The sequence below is a fragment of the Capnocytophaga sp. G1920 genome, from assembly GCF_051417515.1.
On the sequence record NZ_JBPRKH010000041.1, the window covers coordinates 1 to 1,685 of the forward strand.

The following is a 1,685-nucleotide window of genomic DNA, read 5'->3' on the forward strand; positions in this document are numbered from 1 at the left end:
AAAAAAGTGCAAGAAAAACTTAAAGGAAAATGTGCTTTAAATAGTGTTATATCTATTTCTCCTACTAATAATGCTTCTGAAATTAGACCTAATGAAGAAATTACCATTAATGTTACAAAAATGAGGTTTAGTGATAACTCAGAAGATCTTGCCAATATAAAATGGGCTCTTAATGGAAAAGTAGTACAAGAAGGTGGAAGAACATACAAATTTAGTAATGATAAAGAAGGGATATACTATATAGAGGCTTTTAGCTTAAAATCTAACTCTTTAACAAAACCCGATGAAAAAGACACTTGGAAACTTACAATAACAGAAAATGAAGTTGAAGATATTTCAGTAGAGGGATTTACAAAAGTAGGAAAACCTTTAACTCTTAACGCAAAAACTACATTCCCTGATCTCACATATAAAGACTTGGAGAGAATAGAATGGACTATTCCTTTTAGCTATATAGATGAAAATGGTATTGAGCATAAACCTTTTGAGAAACATTTCCAAATAAAAGGAATGGGGCTCGGCTCCCCAAAAGATCCAAGAACAATGAAAATTACACCTTTAGCTGAAGGTGAATTTGAAGTTATTTGTAGTATTAATAAAAAAACAATAAAGAAAAAAATTAATATTGTCCGTCCTACAATTTCTTCACCTCATTGGATAGACAAAGATGGAAGCAGTGGTAATATCTTAGCAACAGCAGGATATGACCAAGAAATGTATGCTTATATAAAACATTTAGGGTTAGATGGAGAAGAAGTTGTTGTAGAAGTATATGATGCTAAAGATAAAAAGAACCCCATTTTTACCTCCGAAAAAATAACAGTTCCTGTAGGTAGTAAAGAATTTACTTTCCATTACTCAGTAAAAAAAGTGTTTAAAGGAAAAACAGAGGAAGAGAAGAAGGAGGAAGACAGAAATAGAAAGGATTTCCAAATATTTTTCAAAGTAAAACCTATTGATAATAAACTCCTTAAAGAATCTTTAAATGAAGAATTTGAAAATAATCTCCTTACAATTACAAATAAAGGAGATATAGTAGAAGCCTATTTCTGTAATTCAGATGATACTGAAAAACGAAAATTTATAGAATCTGGAAAAGTTGCACATTTAAAGATATATGCAACTAATATGAAAAACAGAGAAGTTGAAGTATTGTTTTTTACAAGAGATAAATTTCATTATTCTAAAAATACAACGCAGAATGAACTAACTTGGAAACCTTGGAGTGAAATTAAGACCCATAACATAAAAGGGGAACCATTCCATTCCGCTAAAGGAAAAATAAATGATAAAGGAGAGCTTTTAGTAGAGTTAGATACTTCTAAATACAAATGGATTAAAGGATATATAATTGCTGTATTTAAGATTAAAGGGAAAGAAGGTAACGAAAAAGGAGCTTTTATAAAAGAAAGGTATTCTCTAATATTACATTCTTATCCTCAGCTAACTAAATTAGCAGAAAATAAAGCCACTGTGAAAGTTGGTGGGCTCTTAGGCATAGGAAAAGTTGAAAGAGTTGAACTAGAGGAAGAAGGACATTCTTGCCCGAGATGTACAGCACCCGTTACTGTAGCACAACTAAGAGAGCTTTTCCCAGATGTAGAAGAAGATACATTAAAAACTGTAGCCGATACTTATACAAAATATATGAAAGAGCTACAAATGGATACTTGTTGGAATAAAGC

1 protein-coding gene is annotated in these 1,685 nt (G+C 31.0%); it reads left to right on the forward strand.

Annotation, left to right across the window (positions count from 1 at the left end):
- Nucleotides 1–6: 6 nt before the first annotated feature.
- On the forward strand, nt 7–1,685 hold a 1,679-nt coding region (locus tag ACSQ7D_RS12920; RefSeq protein ID WP_437136481.1), incomplete at its 3' end, for a hypothetical protein.